The following is a 22,231-nucleotide window of genomic DNA, read 5'->3' on the forward strand; positions in this document are numbered from 1 at the left end:
AGTTTAAAAACTTTAGCAAATTTTATGGAATCAATTATATAAATTCAAAGTGAAAATTTCACCGCTTCCCGGAAAAGCAATATTCCATTTTTCGTTCTCACTGTAGTTCGCAGTTTATTTCATTAGTGTACTATTGTCTTTAACCCAAAATATCCAAATGATATTAATGCAGTATTCCATATACTAATCCCTGCTGTGGAATATAATAAAAAGCCAAAAAAGTCGGTTCTTAAAACTCCTGAAACTAAAGATATTAACGTTCTTACTACCGGAATAAGCCTACATATGAAAATAGTCTTGTTACCATATTTATTAGAATATTTAAATATTTTCTCTGTATATTTTTTAGTTTTAGGAGATTTTTTATAAAACCAATCTAAAATCGGTTTTCCTAAATAATATCCTATTATGTAGAATACTGCACTTCCAAATACTGATGCTGTTATTGATACTAATATTACTAAAAAAAGGCTTCCTTTTGTTTCTGCTACAAAAGCTCCTATCGTCGGCATTACTATTGTTGCTGGAACACCTGGACAATTTAGATGTTCTAAAAAAATAACTACAAATAAAAATATTAATCCATAGCGTACAAAATACTCTGATATTAATTCAATTCCCATAAATCATTTCCTTCTTTTTACTGTTTTCAACTATACTTCTAGTACTCTATAATATGTTAATAAATAATCATATATACTAATTTATTATTGATTGACTATAAAATACTTCTGTTTACTAATTCTTAATTTTTTGTAACATTTTATTATTTTTTTCTTAATTTTTTATGTTATCGATTTCACTTTCTTGGAATATTAATCTAATAGTTGTATAATAATCTATGATTTAATAGTAGTTTAACTTTGTTTAACAAATATTTAATACAGAAAAAAACAATCATAGGGGGATTTTTTATGAAACTTTCTTTTAAAGAGCAGTCGACCCGCTCATTTATGAAATTTTTATTTGCTCCATTAATTATTAACTTTATTATTGAACTTTGTAGTAGAAGAAATCTAAATGATACTTTTGGTTATATATTAGGATCTCCATTAGTATTTTTATATAACTCGTTAATTATATTAGCTACGTTATCAATTGTACTGCTATTCAAGAGAAGAACATTTTTCTTCACTTTAATAACTACTGTATGGATTGGATTTGGTATAACCAACGGAATAATCCTAAGCAATAGAGTTACACCTTTTACAGCTACTGATTTAACACTTGCAGATTTAGGTTTAGGTATAATATCCAAATATTTATCTAAAACCACTACTACTATTATAGCTGTTTTTTTAATTCTTGTAGTTCTTGGAATTGTATTCTTATTCTTTAAAGGACCTAAATATCAAGGTAAACTTAATTATAAGAAAAATGTATTAATTGTTGCATCAGTATGGGTTTTCCTTTTACTTTCAACAAAAACAGCTTTAGGATTTAATGTAATAGCTTCTTATTTTGGAAATATCGCTTTTGCTTATCAGGATTATGGTTTTCCTTATTGTTTCTCTAATACCTTATTAAATACTGGTATTGATAAACCTAAAGATTATTCTGCTGAAAAAATTGCATCTATTTCTGATTTAATTGCATCAAATAACTCAACAAATAATCTTAGTAGTGATGATATTTTATTAGCAAGTAAAGAGGGCGGTTTAAACCATCAAACAGATGCTGACAAGCCTAATATAATAATGGTACAATTAGAATCATTCTTTGATCCTACATTGGTTAAATATTTACAATTTTCAGAAGATCCAGTTCCAAACTTCAGAAAACTTATGGAGAACTATTCATCTGGATATATAACAGTTCCTTCAGTTGGAGCCGGTACTGCAAATACTGAATTTGAAGTTTTAAGTGGTATGAGTTTACAGTTCTTTGGTCCTGGAGAATACCCTTACAAAACTATTCTTCAAGAAAGCACTGCTGAAAGCGTTGCTTATGATTTAAAAGAATTAGGATACTCAGCTCATGCTATTCACAATAACAAAGGAACTTTTTATGGTAGAAACTTCGTGTTTTCTCAGTTAGGATTTGATACCTTTACTTCTTTAGAATATATGAATGTTGAAGAATATACACCAAAAGATTGGGCAAAAGATTTTTATCTTACAGATGAAATACTTAAATCATTAAATTCTACTGAAAACTCTGATTTTGTATATACTATTTCTGTACAAGCTCATGGTGATTATCCAAAAGAAAAAGTATTAGAAAATCCACAAATTCAAGTTAGTGGATTACCTGATGAAGAAACAACTAATGCTTTTACTTATTATATAAATCAAGTACATGAAGTTGATCAATTTATTGGACAATTAGTAGAAGCACTTTCTAATAGAGATGAAAAAACTGTTTTAGTTTTATTTGGTGATCATTTACCAACATTAGGTTTTGAAGATGAAGACTTAGTTAATAATTCTATCTTCCAAACTGAATATGTTGTTTGGAATAACTTCAATTTACCTAAAAATGATGAAAATTTAACATCATATCAATTAACATCATCTGTTTTAAATAGCTTAAATATAGATAGTGGAGTTTTAACAAAATTTCATAATCAATTTAGAAATACAAGTGATTATTTAGATGATTTAAAATTATTACAATATGATATGTTATATGGAGAAAAATATATTTATGGTGGTACTAATCCATTTATAGCTACAGACTTAAAAATGGGAACTTATGATATTTCTATAACGGATGTTTATGAGGAAATGACAACTCCTGAAGAAGTTGAATCTTTAGAAACTCCTGAGATATCGGATGATCCCGAAGCTATAGAATCCATAAATGAATTAAAGGGAAGTAATAACCTAGTTGTTAAAGGTGAAAACTTTAATGAATTTAGTAAAATATATATAAATGGTAAATATACAAAAACTATATTTGTAGACTCTAATACCCTTATGGCTAGTAATATTACTTTAGAACCTAACTCCTCAATAGTAGTTACTCAACGTACTACTGGTGGCGGTAAATTAGGCTCTACAAATGAATTTATTTATCCAAATATAATTGAACAATAATATAATTTAATAATTAACTCATAATAAAAAAGTAGATAGAATTTAAAAATTCTATCTACTTTTTTATTATGAGTTAATTATCTTATAACTCTTCCCTTAATTTCTGTAGCTCTTCAGTAGTAACCATTCTCCATTTTCCATAAGGAATATCATCAATTTTTACGTTAAGAATCCTAATCCGCTCTAACTTTATTACAGTATATCCAAAAGCCTTTGCCATTCTTCTAATTTGTTTATTAAGTCCTTGAGTTAAAACTATATTAAAAGTATTATCATCTATTTTATCAACCTTACATTTTCTTGTTATAGTATCTCCTATATCTACTCCATTTGCCATATTATTAATAAAATCATCATTAATTATTTTATTTACAGTTACTATATATTCTTTTTCATGAAGATTATCTGATTCTAATATTTTATTTGCTAATACTCCATCATTAGTCATTATTATTAATCCCTGAGACTCTTTATCTAATCTGCCAACCGGAAATATATATTGTTCATAATTCATATAGCTTATTATATTATTTTTAACATTTTCAGCAGCTGTACAAGTTATCCCTATTGGCTTATTTAAAGCTATATATATCTTCTCCCGTGCTTGTACCTTTTGTCCATCTAATAATATATCGTCCTCTTCTTCAACCCATTGTCCCGGCTCACACAATACTCCATTTACAATGACTCTTTTCTCCTCAATTAATCTATTAGTTTCTCTTCTTGAGCAAATTCCTAAGTTACTAAAATATTTATTTATTCTCATATATAAATTTATCCTCTCGTAAATTTAATTAACTATTATTTATAAGCATGTTTCATTAAATTATAAAAGGCATCTTAAATTATAATAAGACACCTTAAATCACTAACTATTATACTTCTAATATAATATAAATTACAATAAAAAAAGCCCTCAAAGAGAAGTTGAATACTCTATTTAAAATATACCTCTCAATCTAGGCCTTTTCCATAATCCCTAATTATTATACGGTTCTGTATGAATATTTATTTCTTTAATATAACTTAAAGCAGAAATTATATTATGCTCTAAATTATCTGCTATATCATGTGCTTCTTCTAATGTTTTAGCCTTATCAATAAATATACTCATATCAATATAAGCTACTGATCCATACTTCCTTGATTTAAAATCCTTTATTCCATATATCTTTTGATTATTATCTACCATGGATTTAATTTCACTAATATCTTGCTTACTAATTGAACTATCCATTAACTCAGCACAAGCTGATTTCAATATATCAACTCCTACCTTTACAACAACTATTGCCACAATAATTGATGCTATTGGATCTAATATCTTAAATCCAAGCATTGCTCCACCAATCCCTATAAATGCCGCAATAGACGATAATGCATCTGATCTATGATGCCATGCATCTGCTTTTAATGATGACGAGTTTATTTTTTTAGCAACTTTTATAGTAATTTGATATTGATATTCCTTAACTCCAATTGAAATTAGCGCAACTATTAAAGGTAATAAAGTTGGAACTTGAATTTCATTTAGGTTAAGTAATGCAACTACTCCTTTATATCCTATTTCTATTGCAACTATAATAAGTACTGCTGCTAAAACAAAAGCTACTAAGCTTTCAGCTTTCTCATGCCCATATTGATGTTCTTCATCTCTTGGCTTCCTTGAAATCTTATTTCCTATTAGAATTCCAATTGAAGTAATTATATCTGAAGCTGAGTGTAATCCGTCAGCAATTATAGCTGTAGAATTACCAAAAATACCCGCTAATATTTTCATTATAGTTAATCCTATATTAAGTAAAATTGATAATATCGTTACCTTATTTGACTCGTCATATCTTTTTTCCATAACTGTCTCCCCCTTTTTCTCACTTGATAATTATATTATATGCACAAATCCTCTATTTGTACACATTTAATTATCAATTAATCATTTTCAATTGATAATGATTTTTTGTTAATTTATAATAATTTTCCCATATAAATTGTAATTTTCATGACGTATTATTATATACATTTATCCTCTTAAATGTAATAAAAATTACAAAAAACAAGTAAGATTTTTTTATTTTAACAGCTTACTTGTTTTTTATACATTAATATACAAACTCTAAGTTTTCTTTTATATTAAAGAAATCAGAATAATCAATATCAAATAATGGTTTCTTAACCTTTGACACATTGATATTTTCTTTAATTAATTGAGTCAACACTCCTGCATATGATAAATCCCCTTGAATTATTGCTCCATAAATACATCCGTCTTTATAGATAATTTTCTTGTAATCATCTCCATTTTTATCTATAACTTCTTCATAACTATCATCTGGCTTATTTATAATGCCAAGAGACATAGTTGGAAGTCCTAAAAAATTCATAGTATTTTTGCTTCCAAAGAAATCATTCATAAAAGCAACTTTTCCACTCATATTACTAGCTGCTATTATTCCTTCCTTTACTGCTGTTGGCCAAATTGGATTTCTTCCACTTATATCACCTGCAGCATATACATCCTTAGCATCAGTTTCCCCTTTTTCATTAATTATTACTCCAAACTTATCACAAGCTACTGATGTTCCCTCTAAAAATTTAATATTTGATCTTACTCCTGTGCAGGCTATTACAAGTTCACAAGGCACCTCTTCTCCTGTATTAAGCTTTATTGCCACCGGATTTTTATTTTCATCTACTATTAGCTTTTCTGCTTTTACTCCAAATTTTAAATTTACTCCTCGATCGGCTAATAACTTTTCATATCTATTTGCTGAATATTTATCTAATTGAAGTGGTAATATTCTATCCCCCATTTCTATAAGAGATAAATTAATATCATAATCAATTATCCCAGCAATAGCATCTATTCCTACTAACCCTCCACCTAAAACAACAACATTTTTTACCCTTTGTGCTATATCCTTAATCTTAAGTGCATCATCTAAATCTCTTAATCCAATTACATTATTCGCCTCTCTTAAGTTTTCTATTGGTGGTATAAATGAATATGCACCTGTTGCCAATAATATTTTTTCATATTTAATTTCTTCACCATCATCTAAAGTTACACTATGTCCTTCAGGATTAATTCCAATAACTTCTTTTCCCTTAATCCATTTTATATTATATTTATCAAAAAATTCTCTTGGTGTAAAATCTAAATCTTCTACAGTTCTACGACCATCTAAATAATGATGTAAAATGCATCTTGAATAAACATTCTCATCTTTTGAAACTAAAATAATTTCTGCATCTTTATTATATTCTCTTAATGTTCTAGCACCATTAATTCCAGCCGCCGAAGCTCCTACCACTATATATCTCATTAGTCTTCTTCCACCTCCTCTAATGTTAATGCTGCCATTGGACATCTAGCAACACATTGTGGATAATTTTCATCTGTGGATCTACACATATCGCATTTCATTACCTCTTTATCAGTAGCACTATCCATTTTTAACACCCCATAAGGACATGCCATTATACACATAAAGCAACTAGCACACCTTGATTTATCATATAAAACTAATCCAGTTTCATCATCTCGTCTCATAGCACCTGTCATACAAGTATAAACACATTCTGGTTTAGAACAATGTCTACAATATATTGGTGCATATTTTCCTTCACTATTAATTGTAATTCTACCTCTTGTATCTCCACCATGGGCAACTTTGCAGGCAGTAGTACAAGTTAAACATCCTATACACTTTTTTCTATCTATCTTTATTCTCTTCATGACTTTCTCCTAACTAACCTTTTCTATTTTTACTGGTACATATTTAAAGTTAGGTTCTTTTGAATATGTATCAAAGATTGAAGGTAAAAGTGAATTTGCTTCTATATAATGCATAGGTGCATAAATGTGATTTTTCTTAACAGTTCTTGATAATTTAACAAGAAATTCATTACTTGCTCCGTTTGGTGAAGATATCTTAACAATATCATTTTCTTTTATATTTAATTCTTCTGCTAACTCATTATTTATATTTACATATCCTCTTCTAGGAACAATTGCTTCTACATCATATATCTCTCTAGTTCTTGTTTGAGTATGCCATTGTCCTACTGTACCTCTTCCCGTATTAAATAAATAAGGGTATTCTGATGATGGTTCAATTGGAACTGGTGCTACATCCTCATAAATAAATTTAGCCTTTTTACTCGGAGTATAGAATTTATTATCTTCAAATAATCTTCTTTCATCTTCTTTAATTTCTTCACCTTTTCTACAAGGCCATTGTACTCCTCTTGAATCCTTTAATTTATCATAATCTACACCAGTAATATCACAAGGCATTCCTTTTGAACATTCTTTCATAAGTTCAAAAGCCTCTCTTGGAGTCTTCCACTTATCTAAAAGTTTTCCCATTCCTAATGCTTTTCCTACTCCAAGCATAATTTCATAATCAGTTAATTCATTCTCTTTTTTCTCCAATACTGGATTTAGTTTTGATAATCTTCTTTCTGTATTTATTAATACTCCCTCTTTTTTTAAACCATTTGTAGATGGTAGTAATAAATCACAATACTGTGCAGTATCAGTATCTGCATAAATATCTTCTACTACTAAGAAATCAAGGTTTTCTGCAGCTTTTTTAAACTCCAAATTATTAATCCATGAGCTTAACGGATTAGTTGCAACTACCCATAAAGCCTTTATTTCACCTGAATTTATTTTATCTATAATAACATTGTATGGTAATGTTGGTTTTGTTGGAAGCATAGCTTCATCCATTTCTAAAACTTCAGCAATTCTAGCCCTTCTTACTGGATCACTATATTCACCTCCACCATAAAAACCAGTTGTATTGCTAAACAACCTTGATCCCATAGCATTACATTGACCTGTTATAGAGTTGGCTCCAGTTCCTATCTTTCCTATATTACCTGTCATTAAAGCAATGTTAATTATTGCTTGTGCATTTCTTACAGCTTGATATCCTTGGTTTATTCCCATAGTCCACCAAAGAGATACTCTTTCCCCTTCATGTATTATTTGGGCAAGCTCTAACATTCGTTCACTAGATATACCTGTTTCATGTTCTACCTTATCTAAGGTAAAACTTTTTACTTTTTCCTTAAATCCTTCAAAATCCTCAGTATAATTTTCTATATATTCATTATCAATCCAGCCCTTTTCAATTAAAAGATTAGCTAAAGTATATAAGAATGTTAAATCACTTTTTGGTTTTATATCATACCAAATATCACAGTTAGTTACTGTTTCAGACCTTCTTGGATCAATAGCAATAAGTTTAGCATTTCTCTTATTATTTCTCACTCTACTCCAAAGAATTGGATGACATACTACAGGATTTGATCCTATTAATATAATTACATCTGATTCTTCTAAATCTTTTAATGTATAAGGTGGTGCATCAAATCCAAAGCTTTGCTTATATGCCACAACTGATGTTGCCATACAAAGTCTAGTGTTTCCATCTCCATTACCACCTAAAAAATTTCTTCCTATATGCCCAATAAGAGCCATCTCTTCTGTTGCTAATTGTCCTGTACTTATAAATGCAAAACTTTCTTTTCCATATTTATTTTGAATATCCAATACTCTATCTGCAAAAAGCTTAAATGCCTCACCCCATGATATTTGTCTCATAAGTCCTTCTTCATCTCTCATAAGAGGTAATACAGGATTATGAAATTTTGTGTTTTGTTTATCTAAATTTAAACCTTTAGTACAACAAAACCCTGCATTTACAGGATAATCTACAGTAGGCACAACTTTTTTTATTTCTCCATCTTCAACATGAAAATCAAGATTACAAGCTATAGAACAATAATTACAAGTTGATCTTATAACCTTCATATAAAACACTCCTTCTTTTCAAAACTTACACTTATCTAATTTAAAAATTATTTTATTTCCTCATATAATGTACTCCACTCCAATTTACATTTTCACTTACCTCTGCAATATCAGGCAGATTAACTCCATCAAGAGCCCATTTTTTATACTCTTTATATCCAGTTCTATCAACTATATATCCAATATGTTCTTTTCCGTAAGGTGCATCTGGACTTATATATTCCCTAACAAACTTATAAGTATTATCTATAACCTTTAATACCGTATCTTCATCTGCCCACTTTATAAAATCTTCTGCAATTCTTGGATTGGTTTTACCTGTTCTTCCCATAATAACAATTCTAAAATATTTTTTAGGACTTCTAGTCCACGCATTATTAGGACATGCTAATACACATTCCCCACATCCAATACATTTACTGGGATCTCTTATAACCTTATAGTTTTTCGCAGTTAATGCTGTTGTTGAAACTTGTTTGCACTTCTTAACACAAGCTCCACAAGATACACATCTATATGAATCATAAACCGGAAGGCACATTCCTATTATTCCTATATCATGCATTCTAGCTTTGATACAATCATTCGGACATCCTGTTGCTGCAATTTTAACGTGCAAATCATCAGGATAAACCATATCTTCAATCTTCCTTGCTAACTCTGTAGTATTATATTGTGCTTTAGGACAAACGTTATTGCCTATACAAGATGTTATATTTCTTGTACCTGCAGATGGATATCCACACTCCCTATATTTTTGATTAGTTCCCATATTATCTATAATAGGTTGAAGTGCTTCATTTACTTCATTCATACGTTCCATGGGAATTCCTAATACTTCAAATCCTTGTCTTGTTGTAATATGTACTCTTCCATCTCCATACTTATCAGCTAAATCAGCAACTATCTTTAATGTATCTGATTTAATTGATCCACCTGGAATTCTAATTCTTACTGCTGTCATATATTTATTTTTAGTTATTCTAAACGCATTTTTCATTGTCTTTCTTGTATTTAAATCATGTACAAGAGTCATATCCTATCCCTCCTAATCATATAAAGTTTTTCCAAAAGCATAATTAAATACTGGTCCATCAGTACATATATAAGTAGTATTCATTCTGCAATGTCCACACTTACCAAGTCCACAGCACATCTTTCTTTCATAAGAAACCCAAATATTATAATCCTTTATACCTATCTTTTGGAATTCTATTATTGAAAACTTCATCATCATTGGAGGTCCAACAATAACTACAGATACATTATTCTTATCGTTTATATTTAACTCCGGTATATACTTAGTTACAAGCCCAATACTGCCATTATAATCTTCATCTGCTTTATCAACAGTTAATATTACATTAAATTTAGACTTCCACTTTTCTATATCTTCTTTAAATAAAATGTCTTCAGGAGATCTAAATCCACATATTAACGTGACACTTTTATATTTATCTATATTTTCATAAAAGTACTCTAAAATACCTCTAACAGGTGCTAATCCACTTCCCCCTGATACAATTATAATTTCCTTATTAACATAATTTTTTATCTCGAATCCATTTCCATAAGGTCCTCTTAATCGCATAGTATCGCCTATGTTTAACTTAAATATCTCTTCAGTAACTTTTCCAACTTCTCTAATAGTAAAATCTAAATACTTATCACTAAATCCAGATACTGATATTGGTGATTCACCATACTTAGGCATTGATATTTCAAAAAATTGCCCTGGATTTATTTCATCACATTTTCTAGTAACTCTAAAAGTCCACTCTTTTGGAGTATGCTTAATAATATCTAGAATTTCTACTTCATAAGGAATATATTCATTTACCATATTTTACTCCTCCCTTTGCTTACTTTTAACAAATTGAGTTACTTTATTCATAGCTGTAGATATTGATATATATTGAGGACATACGTCATCACATCTTCCACAACCTACACACATCTGTGGTCCAAATCTTTCACCATAATCATACATTTTGTGCATAGTCTTATATCTCATTCTATCCCCATTTCTTACCCTAACATCATGACCTCCTGCCATTAAAGAAAAACCTGGTATCTGACACGAAGCCCCTACTCTTCTTCGCTCTCCACACCTTAAATTATCTTGACTTACTATATCTTGCATTGTATAACAAGAACAAGTTGGACAAGAAAGATTACATCTTCCACAAGCTATGCATCTATAATCATACTCTCTCCATAGCTCTGCCTCTGCTACCTCTAGGGGATTTAGCTTTTCTGGTAATGTTACAGTTACATCATTAGAAGATACAAATTTAATATTAAAGTCTGCTTCTTCTCCTATAAAAATATCCTTAAATTCTTCATCTTTTACATCTATATACACCTCACCATTATCAACTTTAATTCCTAATGAATAATCATCTGTTTTGTTGGTACCAAAGCTTACACAAAAACAATTTCTAAAGCTTTCTGCACATCCCATCACCACTATTTTCACCTTATCTCTAAGCCTTTTATAATAATAATCTGGTTCTTTTCCATTATTTAAATAAACATTATCTATTCTATGTAATCCATGAACATCACAAGATCTCATAAATACCAGCATTTTTCTTTTATCTATTGCTGGAATTTTATATTCATCTTCTGTGTAATAAAATAATGTTTCTGTAACAGGCATAACTACTTCTTTAGCTGTAAAGTGTGATTTACGCTCAAATTCAATATCATTAATACTTTTTACTTCCCCATATCTAATTACATCTGTATCTGAATATTGACCAGCGTAGGGTATAGATACTGGTGCTATTACTTTATACTCATCTTTAATTTCGTTAAGTATTTCATCAAATTTTTCAACAGTAATTTTTATTTTCATTAGTTACCACCTCTCTTTATCATACAAATATTTTTTGTAAAATTCTTCATTTGTATTCATCTATTATCATTTGTTTATATATATAAATAAATTCATAATTATTATAGATTAAATAAAAAATGGTCTATATCTAAACAACCTAATTAAAAGTTATTTAGATATAGACCTTAAATTAATATATTTAAAAATCTTTCTATTTCTTCACTATTTAAATATACATCTCCAATCATTCCATGAATTCTATAAGATTCAATACAATTATGAAAATCTGATCCAGCTGTATAAATAATATTTTTTTTATTTGCAATATCTATAAAATACTTAGTATCCTCTTCTGAATTTTTAAAATATTTTGCTTCAATCCCATCAAACTTTATATTAATAATATTATCAAAATCTTTTTTACATAAAAGCACAGGATGAGCAAGTACTACTACTAATCCAAAATGCCTTAATATATCAACACCAGTTTGAACGCATAGCTTATTCTTAAAGCCACAAAAATCTATTTTATCTTGAAATATTCTTCTTATATCCTTAATTCTTTGCTGCTTAACCTTTAAAAGTACTTCCTTTAATAAATCATTCTTATAGCTATCATCTTTAAAATATCCCAATACATGTACCCTGCAATCATTATATCTAGTAGATAATTCTACACCTGGTATTACAGCAACATTATTTTTTTTACCTTCTATAATAGCTTCATCTATACCATCTGTATTATTATGATCTGTTATTGATATTATATCCATATCTCTCTTCTTCGCCAAATTAATTATTTGACTTGGTGTTAAGCTACCATCCGAATAAGTTGAGTGTATATGAAAATCACCTTTATTATACATATTACTTATTTTCATCCTAATATTTATCTCATATATATTATATTCATAATAATATATTATTGTTTTTAAATTAGAAATTATTTTATTTCAAAAAAAAGCAATCCTTTCGGATTGCTTTATGTAAATAAAATTATTTACTTAATTGAGCCTTTGCAGTTTCTACTAAGTTTGCAAATGCTTTTGGATCGTTGATAGCTATTTCAGATAACATCTTTCTGTTCATATCGATTCCAGCTAATTTGATTCCGTTCATGAATCTTGAGTATGAAAGACCGTTCATTCTTGTAGCAGCATTAATTCTTGCTATCCATAATCTTCTGAAATCTCTCTTCTTTAATCTTCTTCCAACGTATGCATTTCTTAAAGCTCTGATTACAGATTCGTTAGCAGTTCTGAATAATCTGCTCTTCCCACCGTAGTAACCTTTTGCAAGCTTTAAAACTTTTTTATGATTCTTACGAGCATTTACCGCTCTCTTAACTCTTGCCATTTTGTATTCCTCCTAAGTCCTCTATATTATAGGTATGGTAATAATTTCTTCATTGCTTTTTCTTGAGTAGTTGAAACGTAAGATGCTTTTCTTAAATTTCTCTTTCTCTTAGCACTCTTCTTTGTTAAGATATGGCTCTTGAAAGCTTTTGCTCTTTTTAACTTTCCAGTACCAGTCTTCTTAAATCTTTTTGCTGCACCTCTGTGCGTTTTCATTTTTGGCATGATAATATTCTCCTCTCTGGTTATGCTTTTTTAGGGGCTAATACCATAGTCATGTTTCTTCCTTCTTGTTTAGCTGCTTTTTCAACAGTACAAACATCTTCAAGTTTTGAAACAAAGTTTTCTAAGATTTTTAATCCTAGGTGACCTAATGTTGCTTCTCTACCTTTGAATCTAACAGTGACTTTAACTTTATCCCCGTCTAATAAGAACTTTCTAGCATTCTTAGCTTTAATAGCAATGTCATTTTCTTCAATAGTTAGACTACATCTGATTTCTTTAATGACAGTTACTTTTTGCTTTTTCTTAGCTTCTTTTTCCTTTTTAGATTGCTCGTAAATGTATTTGCCTAAATCCATTATTTTACATACTGGTGGCACTGCAGTTGGAGAAATCATTACTAAATCTAACTCCTTCTCTTCTGCTATTTGTAGAGCTTCATTTCTTGAGATAACTCCTAATTGACTACCATCTGAGTCAATTACTCTTAACTCTCTTTCTCTAATACTTTCATTACAAGTAAAGTTTTTACTGATAACATTCACCTCCGATAAAATCTATCAAGAAAAATATATAAATAAAAGGGCAGCATAATTGCCGCCCTCGTATTATTTAGAAAATCTAGACTCTCTTCTAGATAAAAATCCAATAAACTCATTACCTTACTAAGCTAGGCCGTAAGGCGAGAAACGGCTGTTTCTTCTTGACGAAACTTATTATAGCACCGTCTTAAGACATTGTCAATTCTTTTGTTTTATAATTTAGTTTCTTCAAAATATACTTTATAGACAAATACTAATCTGTCTTGTCATATTTCCTTTTGTCATGTAGCACTTCTCTACTATTTTAAAGCCTGCTGAAATTATTAAATTATCCATATCTTCAAATGTTATTATAACTAGTTTACGAGCAATTTTTCTTGAGGTATTAATTATTTCTATCTGCTCCTGTATAGTTACAGGTGAAAATAATCCATAAGGAATATCAACGATGGCAACATCAAAAGTTTCATTTATATTATGCATATCCCCACTAGTTATTATCTCTCTATTATACCCTAAAAATTCTATATTATTCCTAGCATTACAGGCAATAGATTTACTAATTTCATACCCCTTTACATTAATACCTAAATCTAGTGCTTCTATAACAACTGTTCCAATTCCACAGCACGGATCAATTAATGTTAATTTTCTATTATCACCAACAGCTATGTTTACTAATGCTCTAGCCATTCTTAACGGTACTGCATTTGAATATGAATACGGCTTGTCATTATGTTTTTGCCATTTAAAATTATTTTTTATAAGTTCCCCAAATACCCACTTATCTTTTACTTTTGTAATTGCTAACTCAATCTTTGGATTATGTATATCTGGAAATCCAGTTACAACAAAACCAATTTCTCTTACAGCTTTAAGACGTTCCTCATAAGAAACATCTCCATCCTCACTTTTTATATAATTAACTTTAAAGTCATCATAAGATACTTTATTTTCTTTTATTTTATTAATTATGTGTTCTAGCTTTTCTTCTATATATATTGAAGAAATTTTTAATTTAATAAATGGACTTCTTGATGGATCAAAATTTTTTTCTGAAAATAAATATTTTTCTTTAGGTTCTATTCCAAAAATACTTCTCATTTCCATATTACATAATTCTTTTTCCATCTCAGAGCAATTAATAAAATAAAAGTTATCTTTTGGGGTGTTTTCACACTCACTACTTACTATTTTATTGCTCACCTCAACACCCCCTATTTTTTTATTTTTTATTACAATATTCCTCGATGGAATCTGCAACTACTTTTGCATATGCTACAGCATGAACTACAGTATTAGCTCCTGTTACAACATCACCAGATGCGAACACACCCTCTTTTGTTGTATGCCCTTTATCATCTGTAAGTAATAACCCCCATTTATTAGTTTCAAGCCCTGTAGTATTAGCAACTATATTCTTTCTTGGTGATTGACTTACTGCAATAATTATGGAATCACAATTAAATATTCCTTCAGTTCCTTCTAATATAACAGTATTCACTCTTCCCTCTTCAGTTACTTCATTTTTTGTTTCAATATATTTAATTCCTTCTTCAGTTAACTCTAGTGGTGCTTTAAATAATTCAAACTTAACTCCATCTTCCTTTGCCTCTTCTAACTCAACTTTAGTACAAGGCATATTTTCAAAGCCCTTTCTATATACAACATAGACTTCTTCTGCTCCACTTCTTTTAGCTACCCTAGCTGCATCCATAGCAACATTTCCTGCTCCTATTACAGCAACTTTTTTCCCTAAATTATATACTTGTGGTGATTTTAAATAATCAATAGCATAATGTACATTTCCTAAAGATTCACCTTTAATATCTAAAGTTTTAGGATTCCATACCCCAGTTCCTATAAATACAGCCTTATATCCATCAAAGAACAACTTATCAAGTGTAAGTACTGGTCCAATTAAAGTATTAGGTCTTATTTTCACTCCAAGCTCAAGAAGAATTTCTTCATATCTGTCTATCATTGAATTTGGTAATCTATATTCCGGAATTCCATACCTAAGTACTCCTCCTATTTTTTCATGAGCATCAAAAAGAGTAACTTTAAATCCCTTTCTGGCTAAAGCAATTGATAATGTAATTCCCGCTGGACCTGCACCAATTATTGCAATATTTTCATTTCTCTTATCTATATCTTTAAATTTCACTTTATATAAGTACTCTTTAGAAATATATTCTTCAATTTCACAAAAGCTAACAGGTTCACTTTTTATACCCCTAATACAATTTCCTTTGCACTGATCCTCGTGTGGACAAACTATAGCACAAGCTGCTGATAATGGGTTATTATTAAATAATATCTCACCAGCTTCCATTATCTTATTTTCCTTAAATAGCTTAACTACCTCTGGAATTTCTGTGCTTATAGGACAGTTTGCCTGACATCTAGCATTTTTACATAATAAACATCTATCTGCTTCTAATAATAATTCTTTCATTTGCATCTCCTTTAACTACTCACTATATTAATAAATTGCGAAGCACCTTATAGTTAATGCTATTCGGCCAATTAAGTTTCATATTACTTTGCAATATTATTCAATTTTAATAGCTTTCATATTTCTTTCTTCTTTAGTAAGTTATAAAATTTATTTAAGTATATCTAATACATAGTTCTTAAATTCTTCAAAACTTACTTTTTCAGTACTAGTTCCTTTATTTAATTTATTTGTAGCAAAATTATATTCTACTGTTCCATAACTAAACTTTGGACTTGATATCATAACAATGTCTTCATGTGCACTAAATATAGCTTTATTGCTCATTGAAATTTTACATAATTCTAAAAAGCTTTCTTCATTATTTAATTTTCCTTCATTAATCTTATTTAAAACAAAATTAAATAATGAGTATCCTCCGCCTAATGATATCATACTATTATTTTCAATATAAAATACCTTATCTGTATTATAAAAATATTTCATTTTTCCAAAATTAACAGTTTTAAATTGAGAATTTAATTCTACACCTTCTAAATTATACTTATTAATTTCATCTTCAATAGATTTCCAAGAAGTCTTTTGCTCTATAGCATTATTCTTAACTACTGAGTTAAATTTAAGAAGAGAGTTCTCCATATCTTTATCTGTATATATAATATTTTCATTTATTGCTACATTAAACTCTCCATTTTCATATGTTAAAGTTATTTTATTTCCCATAATAATCTCCTTATCTAATTAATAATAATCATTATTATAACATATACGTTATTATTAAAATACTATATAAATTTTATATTCATTTATTAGTATTTCCAAAGTATAAAAATAGTGTGCTTAAGATTATTAAATAATCTTTATAGCACACCATTTTTCTAATCTATTTAACTAGCTTTGCTGTATCCCTAGCAATCATTAACTCTTCATTTGTAGGTACTACATATACCTTTACTCTAGAGCCCTCGTTAGATATCTCTTGGATTTTACCTCTTAATTCATTTTTCTCTTCATTAAGTGTAAATCCAAAGAATTCTAACCCTTTTAATATTTCTTTTCTTGTAATAGCAGAATTTTCTCCTATTCCAGCAGTAAATACTATAACATCTATACCACCCATTGCTCCAGCATAAGCAGCAATTTGAGTTCTAACCTTATAATAGAATATTTCTAAAGCAAGTTTCGCTCTTTCATTACCAGCTTCTCCAGCTGCTAAAACATCTCTAAAATCTGATGATACTCCTGAAATTCCTAAAACTCCAGATTTTTTATTTAATAATTCATCTACTTCTTCTATTGTATATCCATGTTGTTCTATTAAGAAACTAATAACAGATGGATCTATACTTCCTGATCTTGTTCCCATCATAACTCCTGCAAGTGGTGTGAATCCCATAGATGTATCTACTGATTTTCCATTCTTAATAGCAGCTAATGAACATCCATTACCTAAGTGGCATGTAACTATTTTTAAATCTTTTATATCTTTACCCATAACTTTTGCCACTTTACTTGAAACATATTTATGAGATGTTCCGTGGAATCCATACTTTCTTATTCCATATTTTTGATATAAGTCATATGGTAATGGACAGATATAAGAATGCTTTGGCATTGTTTGATGGAATGCTGTATCGAATACTGCTACCATTGGAGTATTTGGCATTAACTCTTTACAAGCCTCAATTCCTATAACATTTGGTGGGTTATGTAATGGTGCAAGCACTATACAATCCTTAATTGATTGTAAAACTTCATCATTAATCAATACTGAATCTGAATATTTTTCTCCACCATGAACAACTCTATGTCCTACTGCTGAAATTTCATCCATAGACTTAATAACTCCATGAACTGGATCAATTAATGCTTCTAATACTAACTTTATTGCATCTTTATGGTTCTTTATCTCTGTATTTATTACATATTTATCTTTTCCCTCAACTTTTTGAGTTAATACAGATCCTTCAATTCCTATTCTTTCAACTAATCCTTGAACCATACACTCTTCTGTGCTCATATCTATTAGTTGATATTTTAAAGATGAACTACCACAATTTATTACTAAAGTTTTCATTTTCCCACACTCCTTCAAAAAAATTATTATATATATATATTAACACTAAATCTCTTAAATAATTAAAAAGATTCATTATTCTATTTTATCTGAAAACTCTGTGAAATACTTTCTTCTATAGCTGCAAACAATTTTTAACTTCATCATAATATACCTTTAATTCTTCAATATTAGCTATTATTTCTTCATATTTAGGAAAATCTTTAATAATCCTAACAATGCATCTTATACAAAATTCTTTCCTTTTATTAAAATCACTTCTCATTTCCCGCTTATATCCCCATGTATGAGTAAATAATTTTTGTTTATTAGAAAATAACTCCTTCAAAGTCATCATTTCATTAATATAAATATTTTTTTTCTTAGCACACATCGATATTAATCTTTGTTCTGCAAAAACCATATTAGCTATCTTATCACTGTTATTATCTAAATTCTTCATAAAATTTATAGCTGACTCTGTATAATATTCTTTTAAATTTTCATTTGAAATATACATAAAAGCAGTATTACTAGGTAATACTGTCCAATCTAATTCTTTATCTAGAAGATATCCATTTTTAAATTCAAAAAATTCTTTATTTGGATAAACTTCTTTTATTATTTTCTCCTTATGAATTACACTTACTTGTGTATTGATCAAAATATTTCTTATATTTTCCCAAACTATAAAATCAGTATCAATCATTACACATGGTGATTTTTCCTCTTTTAATGCATATAACTTTCCTGCTGCCCAAAATACACTACTATCTATATCATAATCTATATTATCTAGAAATGTTTCAACTCCCAAATCCCATATTTTTTCTAATCCTATACTCTTATAATAATTAGCACCAATTTTATCAGTAATCATTTTTATACTTCCATTTTTCTCTCTCCACTTTAATGCAGAAAGAATAGTTGTTAATATCTCAAAATCTTCTACATAATAATCTTTATGCGGATTTACTGTAAAAAACGGTTTAGTCCAATTTGAATGAAATGCTTCTATCATTATATCTTTCCTTTCTTCAGTAATCTATCTAATTTATATAAGATTTAGACCATATCCTCCTATACCAGATAAATTATATTCCGAAGAAATATTTTCACTATTTCCTTTACCCATTGTTGATATATAGTTTAAATTGCATTTATTTATACTTTTCTTTTTATTTATAAATTTTTGCTTATTATAATCTTTAATTTTATAGCTTAATTTTTTTCTCATACTTTCTCCTAAAAAATATTATAGCATAGTAAATTACCATCAATTTACTATGCTATAATATATTATATTCCTATTCTTCTATTAAGTCACGTATTACTCTTGTTGCATCCATATAAGAAGCAATAGACTTGTCATAATTTAATTTATTTATTATTTTTGATACTAATTCTGACATATCTACAGCTCTATACCATTTAGAATCACGTAGCTCTTGTGGTATATATGTTAAATTAGTAGAATATACTCTAGTTATTATTCCATCTTCACAGAATCTATGGAACTTTTCTAATCCTTCTGTAAAGAATCCAAAAGTTGTTGCTACATAAACATTTCTTGCTTTTCTTTCTTTTAGTTCAATAGCTATATCAAGTACTGATTCTCCTGATGCTATCATATCATCAACTATTAATACATCTTTTCCTTCAACATCTCTTCCCATATATTCATGTTGTACTATAGGATTTTTACCATTTACTATTCTAGAATGGTCTCTTCTCTTATAGAATAATCCTACATCTACACCTAAAACACTTGAATAATAAATTGCTCTATCCATCGCTCCAGTATCTGGACTTATAACTATAAGCTTGTCTTTGTTTAACTCTAATGTATTTTCATTCTTTATAAGAGATTTTACTATATCATAAGTTGGATAGAAATTCTCAAAAGATAGTAGAGGAGTTGCATTTTGAACATTAGGATCATGTACATCAAATGTAAGTACTTCGTGTACTCCTAGTCTTTCTAATTCTTGAAGTGCTAATGCACAATCTAGAGATTCTCTTCCTTTACGTCTGTGTTGTCTTGATTCATATAAAAGTGGCATTATTACTGTAATTTTTGCCGCTTTACCCCTAATTGCAGAAACAGTTCTCTTTATGTCTTGGAAGTGCTCATCTGGACCTTTATGATTAACGAATCCAAACATCTTATATGTACAACTATAATTACCAATATCGCATAAAATGTATATATCCTTACCTCTTACACTTTCTGATATTTTGACCTTTCCCTCACCATTAGAAAATCTTATTTCATTGATTGGTATTAGGAACGATTCATTAGTATTTCTCTTTTCTTGAATAAATTTATCAATTGCATTTCCAAGTTCCTTACAACTTTCTAAAGCTATTATTCCTAATTCATGTTTTAATTCTGACATCAAACTTTCCCCTTTACATTAAAATTTCAAAGATTCAAATTTAATAATATATACTATATAATATATAGTATATATTATATTTATAAAATTCCAATCATTAATAGTATATACCAAACCCGAATATTAATAAATAGTTATATAAAAATATTCTCTCTTATCGATGTTTTATTGTAATTTTTTTAAGTTTCACTAATTTTTTTAGATATTTTTTCACTTTATGTTAATATATTATTTAATTTAAGAACAAATATTGATTAATATATATATTTGATATAACTTATAAATACACTATTAAAGTTATAAATAATAAAAGGAGCTTAATTATGAATGATATACAATATGAAAAATTACTTAATATAAAAACAACTGGAGAACAACAAGGTTTCTACGAATCACATCATTATAATAGATATGAAGCCACATCTTATCTAGCGTTAGATTCGCTATTTAAACAGTATACATTAAATAGTTGTGATCATTTAATAGATTTTGGTTGTGGAAAAGGAAGATTAGCTTTTTATATAAATTATTATTATAATTCATTCGTTACAGGAATAGAAATGAACAATAATTATTATGACATATGTGAAAATAATAAAAAAAACTATTTTAAAACTTTCTCAAAATCTAAAGATAAAATACAATTCTTAAATATTTTTGCAGAAGATTATAAAATACTACCACAAGATAATAAGTTTTATTTCTTCAACCCATTTTCAATACAATTATTTATAAAGGTTTTAAATAATATTTTAATTTCAGTAGAAGAAAATCCTAGAGAAATAGATTTAATCTTCTACTATCCATCTGAAGAATATATAGATTATTTAGAAAACTATACCGCACTAACTCTAAAACAAGAGATACCTGTACATAATCTTTATCTAGTTGATAAACGCCAAAAATTCTGCATATATACACTCAATAACTAAACTACGAACTACAGTGAGAATGAAAAATGTAATATTACTTTTCCGGGAAGCGGTGAAATTTTCGCCTTGAATTTATATAATTGCTTCCGTAAAATTTGCTAAAGTTTTTAAACTTGCTAAAGCTTCAAACAGTAAAAACTTCTTCACGCAAATTTTACTACATCAATTATTAAATTCTACAGCTTAATTTCAATGCTTCCCTCCAAATTAATATTTCATTTTTTCTCTTCACTATTCTTCTTAGTTCCCCGACTTATAGTTAACGACTCCTGCTATAAATTTGTAGCAAGAGTCGTTAACTTTAGGAAAATTCGGCTTAAATTGCACACTTAAGCTTTAAAGCCAGTGATAGAGAAAAATTAATGATATCACCGGAAGAAAGTATCATATAATAAGCTTTAGAATTTAATTATTATTGTAATAAAACTAGCGTTAAGAAGCTGAAGCGACCATTAGGAGCTTCGAAGCTTTAGCTAGTTTTATGGAAATCAGGACCACCCGTAAAACGGGTGGTTTGCTCTACGCCTATAAGGCTCTGTTACTGGCCGTGCTACTCGCACGTC

At 28.6% G+C, this 22,231-nt stretch carries 22 protein-coding genes and 1 other annotated feature; of the genes, 2 read left to right on the forward strand and 20 right to left on the reverse strand.

Annotated features, from left to right (window positions below; translation table 11 throughout):
• Positions 1–122: 122 nt before the first annotated feature.
• Positions 123–623 (reverse strand): DedA family protein, encoded by a 501-nt coding sequence (locus I4V51_RS17100; protein WP_195989643.1) that lies wholly within the window; start codon positions 621–623, stop codon positions 123–125.
• 291 nt (positions 624–914) lie between these two features.
• Here I4V51_RS17100 and I4V51_RS17105 point away from each other — a divergent pair, with 291 nt between their 5' ends.
• Positions 915–3,038, forward strand: a complete 2,124-nt coding sequence (locus tag I4V51_RS17105) for an LTA synthase family protein (RefSeq protein ID WP_195989644.1) — start codon at positions 915–917, stop codon at positions 3,036–3,038.
• Between the two features lie 82 nt (positions 3,039–3,120).
• Here the strand turns inward: I4V51_RS17105 and I4V51_RS17110 are convergent, their stop codons facing one another.
• The 19 genes from I4V51_RS17110 to I4V51_RS17200 form a co-directional block, all read right to left on the reverse strand.
• Positions 3,121–3,804: a pseudouridine synthase gene (locus I4V51_RS17110; RefSeq protein ID WP_195989645.1), complete on the reverse strand. Its 684-nt coding sequence runs from the start codon at positions 3,802–3,804 to the stop codon at positions 3,121–3,123.
• A gap of 213 nt (positions 3,805–4,017) precedes the next feature.
• Positions 4,018–4,890 carry a cation diffusion facilitator family transporter gene (locus I4V51_RS17115; protein WP_195989646.1) on the reverse strand — a complete coding sequence of 291 codons (873 nt, stop codon included), beginning with the start codon at positions 4,888–4,890 and terminating at the stop codon, positions 4,018–4,020.
• Between the two features lie 247 nt (positions 4,891–5,137).
• On the reverse strand, positions 5,138–6,361 hold the full coding sequence (locus I4V51_RS17120) for an FAD-dependent oxidoreductase (RefSeq protein WP_195989647.1): 1,224 nt from the start codon (positions 6,359–6,361) through the stop codon (positions 5,138–5,140).
• Entirely contained in the window at positions 6,361–6,774 is a 414-nt protein-coding gene (locus tag I4V51_RS17125; protein ID WP_195989648.1) for a 4Fe-4S dicluster domain-containing protein, read from the reverse strand. The genes I4V51_RS17120 and I4V51_RS17125 overlap by 1 nt, the downstream gene beginning before the upstream one ends.
• A 9-nt stretch (positions 6,775–6,783) precedes the next feature.
• Positions 6,784–8,862 (reverse strand): molybdopterin-dependent oxidoreductase, encoded by a 2,079-nt coding sequence (locus I4V51_RS17130; RefSeq protein WP_195989649.1) that lies wholly within the window; start codon positions 8,860–8,862, stop codon positions 6,784–6,786.
• Positions 8,863–8,914: 52 nt separating this feature from the next.
• Positions 8,915–9,898, reverse strand: coding sequence for a sulfite reductase subunit C (gene asrC / locus I4V51_RS17135; protein WP_195989650.1), 984 nt, complete (start codon positions 9,896–9,898; stop codon positions 8,915–8,917).
• A 12-nt stretch (positions 9,899–9,910) separates the two neighbouring features.
• Positions 9,911–10,705, reverse strand: coding sequence for an anaerobic sulfite reductase subunit AsrB (asrB, locus tag I4V51_RS17140; protein WP_195989651.1), 795 nt, complete (start codon positions 10,703–10,705; stop codon positions 9,911–9,913).
• A gap of 3 nt (positions 10,706–10,708) precedes the next feature.
• Positions 10,709–11,722 (reverse strand): anaerobic sulfite reductase subunit AsrA, encoded by a 1,014-nt coding sequence (gene asrA / locus I4V51_RS17145; protein WP_195989652.1) that lies wholly within the window; start codon positions 11,720–11,722, stop codon positions 10,709–10,711.
• 167 nt (positions 11,723–11,889) lie between these two features.
• The gene (locus tag I4V51_RS17150) at positions 11,890–12,570 is read right to left on the reverse strand and encodes a PHP domain-containing protein (RefSeq protein WP_195989653.1); all 681 of its coding nucleotides are present in this window, start codon (positions 12,568–12,570) and stop codon (positions 11,890–11,892) included.
• A gap of 130 nt (positions 12,571–12,700) precedes the next feature.
• Positions 12,701–13,060 (reverse strand): 50S ribosomal protein L20, encoded by a 360-nt coding sequence (gene rplT, locus I4V51_RS17155; RefSeq protein ID WP_195989654.1) that lies wholly within the window; start codon positions 13,058–13,060, stop codon positions 12,701–12,703.
• Between the two features lie 26 nt (positions 13,061–13,086).
• Positions 13,087–13,284, reverse strand: a complete 198-nt coding sequence (rpmI, locus tag I4V51_RS17160) for a 50S ribosomal protein L35 (RefSeq protein ID WP_195517320.1) — start codon at positions 13,282–13,284, stop codon at positions 13,087–13,089.
• A gap of 20 nt (positions 13,285–13,304) precedes the next feature.
• Positions 13,305–13,826: a translation initiation factor IF-3 gene (gene infC, locus I4V51_RS17165; RefSeq protein ID WP_195989655.1), complete on the reverse strand. Its 522-nt coding sequence runs from the start codon at positions 13,824–13,826 to the stop codon at positions 13,305–13,307.
• Between the two features lie 26 nt (positions 13,827–13,852).
• Positions 13,853–13,992, reverse strand: a sequence feature (ribosomal protein L20 leader region).
• A gap of 71 nt (positions 13,993–14,063) precedes the next feature.
• Complete coding sequence (locus tag I4V51_RS17170; protein WP_195989656.1) at positions 14,064–15,029, reverse strand: DNA methyltransferase; 966 nt, start codon at positions 15,027–15,029, stop codon at positions 14,064–14,066.
• Between the two features lie 19 nt (positions 15,030–15,048).
• Entirely contained in the window at positions 15,049–16,281 is a 1,233-nt protein-coding gene (locus tag I4V51_RS17175) for an NAD(P)-dependent oxidoreductase (RefSeq protein WP_195989657.1), read from the reverse strand.
• 150 nt (positions 16,282–16,431) lie between these two features.
• Positions 16,432–17,004, reverse strand: a complete 573-nt coding sequence (locus I4V51_RS17180; RefSeq protein WP_195989658.1) for a hypothetical protein — start codon at positions 17,002–17,004, stop codon at positions 16,432–16,434.
• A 160-nt stretch (positions 17,005–17,164) separates the two neighbouring features.
• Positions 17,165–18,358, reverse strand: a complete 1,194-nt coding sequence (locus I4V51_RS17185) for an acetate kinase (RefSeq protein ID WP_195989659.1) — start codon at positions 18,356–18,358, stop codon at positions 17,165–17,167.
• 115 nt (positions 18,359–18,473) lie between these two features.
• Complete coding sequence (locus I4V51_RS17190) at positions 18,474–19,358, reverse strand: DUF6734 family protein (protein ID WP_195989660.1); 885 nt, start codon at positions 19,356–19,358, stop codon at positions 18,474–18,476.
• Positions 19,359–19,391: 33 nt separating this feature from the next.
• A complete protein-coding gene (locus tag I4V51_RS17195; RefSeq protein WP_195989661.1) occupies positions 19,392–19,574 on the reverse strand; it encodes a hypothetical protein in 183 nt (60 codons plus the stop codon).
• Between the two features lie 70 nt (positions 19,575–19,644).
• A complete protein-coding gene (locus tag I4V51_RS17200) occupies positions 19,645–20,736 on the reverse strand; it encodes a ribose-phosphate pyrophosphokinase (protein ID WP_195989662.1) in 1,092 nt (363 codons plus the stop codon).
• 323 nt (positions 20,737–21,059) lie between these two features.
• Here I4V51_RS17200 and I4V51_RS17205 point away from each other — a divergent pair, with 323 nt between their 5' ends.
• Positions 21,060–21,668: a methyltransferase gene (locus I4V51_RS17205; RefSeq protein ID WP_195989663.1), complete on the forward strand. Its 609-nt coding sequence runs from the start codon at positions 21,060–21,062 to the stop codon at positions 21,666–21,668.
• Positions 21,669–22,231 lie beyond the last annotated feature (563 nt).

It is taken from the genome of Clostridium sp. D53t1_180928_C8 (assembly GCF_015667795.1).
Classification (GTDB): Bacteria; Bacillota; Clostridia; order Clostridiales; family Clostridiaceae; genus Clostridium.